Source organism: Kineococcus indalonis (genome assembly GCF_009906395.1).
GTDB lineage: Bacteria > Actinomycetota > Actinomycetes > Actinomycetales > Kineococcaceae > Kineococcus > Kineococcus indalonis.
On the sequence record NZ_JAAALM010000477.1, the window covers coordinates 1 to 3,192 of the forward strand.

Below are 3,192 nucleotides of genomic sequence, written 5' to 3' on the forward strand. Positions count from 1 at the left end.
GGCAGCAGGACCGGCGGCGGTGCGGGACTGCTCACGGCGACCTCCAGCGTCGGGGTCCTCACGACGCTAGCGGCCGGGCCCGGGACGCGGCAGGGCCGTCCGCTGTCAGCGGACGGCCCCGCCGGTCGCGGGGCGCGCGGGTGGCCGCGCGCGGCTCAGCCGTGGTGCTCGAAGGCGGTGGCCATCCGCACCTGCTCGTCCAGGACGGCGCCGATGCGCGCCTGCACCCCCTCCAGCTCGCGGATGATCGCGGTGGTGCCCTCGATGCCGGAGGTGACCTGCTCGCTGGAGGCCTGGATGCCGGCGATCTGCTGCGCGACGCGCTGGGTGGCGTCGGCGGTCTCGCGGGCCAGGTCCTTCACCTCGCTGGCGACGACGGCGAAGCCGCGGCCCAGCTCGCCGGCGCGGGCGGCCTCGATGGTGGCGTTCAGCGCCAGCAGGTTCGTCTGGTCGGCGATCCCGGAGATGATCTTGATGACCTCCCCGACGGCCTGCGACGCCTGCGCCAGCGCCTGCACCTCGCCGGTCAGCGCGGAGGCCTGCCCGGCGGCGGAGTCGCCGACGCGCCCGGCGTCCAGGACGGCGTCGCGCAGCCGCGAGACGGTGTCGAGCAGCTCGCGGGAGTTGCGCGCGTCCACCTCGGCGCGGTGCAGCACGCCCAGGCGCTGGGAGACCAGCTGGGCGACGTTGCGCAGCGCCTCGCGGCGCGACTGCGACAGCTCGACGTGCTCGGTGACGAAGAAGTCCATCGTGCCGGCGACCTGCCCGCCGATCGTGACGGGGAAGCACACGCCGGACTTCACGCCCGCGCGCTGGGCGGCGGGGGCGCGCACGCAGTCGGTGACCTCGGCGAGGTCGCGCACGAACACCAGGTCGCGCGAGCGCCACGCGCGCCCGGACAGGCCCACGCCCTCGGCGAACGAGGCGGCCAGCGTGACGCGTCGGAACTCCTCGCCGGCCGAGCCGGACTCCACGGAGAACCGCAGGGCGCGGCTCTCCTCGTCCAGCGCCCAGAACGAGCCGTACGCCCAGCCGAACGCCTTGCGCACGGTGTCCAGCGCGATGCGCAGCGCCTGCTCGCGGGTGCGGCCCTCGTTCAGGGCCGTGACGACGGTGGTGACGGCCTCGCGGTCGGCGAGGGTCTCGGCCAGCGCCTCGCGGGCGCGCACGCCCTGGCGGGCGCTGGCCATGACGCGGGCGATGGCCTGCCACTTCTCGGCGCGCTGGCCGAAGAAGGGCAGCGGGGAGGAGTGGTAGTACTCGATGAGCGCGGTGACCCTGCCGTCGTCCACGGACGGGAAGATCGCGCCCTCGACGGCGCCGGCGGCCTGCGCCTCGCGCCAGCGCCGGCACTGCACGGCGCCGGAGGTGGCGGTGACGTGCTGGTGCGTGCGCTCGCTGACGGCCCTGCCGCCCCAGCCGTCGCCGGGGCCGACGGCCACGCCGCGCGAGGACGCCATCGCGGCGGTGCCGCGGCCGAACTCCTCGGTGACGACGAACCTCCCGTCGGCGCCGGGGCGCCACACGGCGCCGTAGTCGAGGGCGAACGTGTCGGTGATGGTGCGCACCATGGCCCGGTAGACGTCCTGCTCGGTGCGGGCGTCCTCGAAGGCGACGAGCACGGCCTCGAGGGCCTCCACGTCGCGGGGCGCGTCCTGCGCCGACGGCGCGGCACCGGCCTGGTTCTTGCGTCCGAACACGTCCCCTCCGGGGATCTGGGGGCGGCCGTGTCCCGGCCCGCCGCAGCGCGAGTGCGTCCTGCCTGCCATCGGCACGGCGGGGGCGCGCCTTGAACGGTCGCGGGCGGTGCGCGGCGCGCTGGGCCAGACTGGCCCGGTGCCCCGACCGCTGCGCCGCCGCGACGCCCGCCGCCCGGTGGCGGCCGCCCTGCTGGCGCTGGGGGTGCTGGCCGGTGCCGGTGCCGCCGCGGTGCCCGCGCAGGCGGTGCCGCCCTCCCGCCTGGAGCAGCAGGTGACCGACCCCGCGGGGGTGCTGGGCGGCGCGGACGTGCGCGCGGCGCTGGAGCGGCTGCGCGCCGAGCACGGCGTGCAGCTGTGGGTGGTGCTCGTGGACTCCTTCGACGGCGCCGGCGCGCAGGAGTGGGCCGACGCGACGGCCGTGGACAGCGGCCTGGGCGTGGACGACGTGCTGCTGGCGGTGGCGACGGGCGACCGCGAGTACGCCTACTCCGTGGACGCCGGCAACCGCCTGGGCGACGAGGACCTGGCGCAGGTGGCGCGCGACACCGAGGAGCGCCTGGCGCAGGACGACTGGGCCGGTGCGGTGGTGGCCGGGGCGGAGTCGGTGGGACGGGCCCTGGACGGTGCGGGCTCCGGCGCGGGCTCCGGCGCGGGCGGCGGGTTCCCGTGGGGCGCGGCCGCCGTCGGCGGCGTCGTGGCCGCCGGGGCCGGCGGCGCGGTGCTGCTGGCGCGCTCGCGCCGCCGCGCGCGGGACGGCGCGGGCGGCGGTGCGCCCGCCGGTGCGCCCGCGGGCCCGCCGCAGGAGTTCGCCGGCACGAGCACGGCGGACCTGCAGCGCCTGGCCGACGCGCTGCTGGTGCGCGTGGACGACGCGGTGCGCGCCAGCGCCGAGGAGCTGGCCTTCGCCGCGGCGGAGTTCGGCGAGCAGCGCACCGCGGAGTTCGCCGGCGTGCTGCAGCGGGCGCGGCAGGCGCTGCGCGAGGCCTTCACCGCCCGGCAGTCGCTGGACGACGCCGAGCCGGAGACCGAGGAGGAGCGGCGGCGGGTGCTGGCGGGCGTGGTCGCGGACTGCCGCCGCGTGGACGAGACCCTGGACGCCGCCGCGGACGGGGTGGACGAGCTGCGCGACCTGGTGCGCCGCGCCCCGGAGGTGCTCACCGGCGTGGAGGCGCGCCTGGGTGAGCTGCGCGCCGAGCTGGGACCGGAGCGCGAGCGGCTGGACGCGGCGCGCGGCGAGCTCGGCGCGGAGGCGCTGGCGGGCGTGCGGGACGCGCCCGAGCGGGCCGCCGGGCGGCTGGAGGAGGCGCAGCGCTCGGCGGCGGCGGCGCGCGCGGCGCTGGGCGACCCCGCGCGCGCCGGCGAGGTCGTGGACGCGGTGCGCGCCGCGCAGGGCGCGCTCGCGCAGGCGGAGCAGCTGCTGGCCTCGGTGGGGCGCACCGCGCAGGAGCTGCGCCGGGCCGTCGCGGAGCTGCCGGTGGCGCTGGCGCGGCTG

General features: G+C 78.7%; 2 protein-coding genes. One reads left to right on the forward strand and one right to left on the reverse strand.

The genetic code is table 11. The features are described from left to right. Positions 1 to 155: 155 nt before the first annotated feature. Positions 156 to 1,700, reverse strand: a complete 1,545-nt coding sequence (locus tag GTR00_RS17695; protein WP_323132582.1) for a methyl-accepting chemotaxis protein — start codon at positions 1,698 to 1,700, stop codon at positions 156 to 158. A 136-nt stretch (positions 1,701 to 1,836) separates the two neighbouring features. Between GTR00_RS17695 and GTR00_RS17700 the strand changes: the two genes are divergently transcribed. Further along, positions 1,837 to 3,192, forward strand: a 1,356-nt coding sequence (locus GTR00_RS17700) for a TPM domain-containing protein (RefSeq protein WP_166612895.1), incomplete at its 3' end; no start/stop codon positions are given.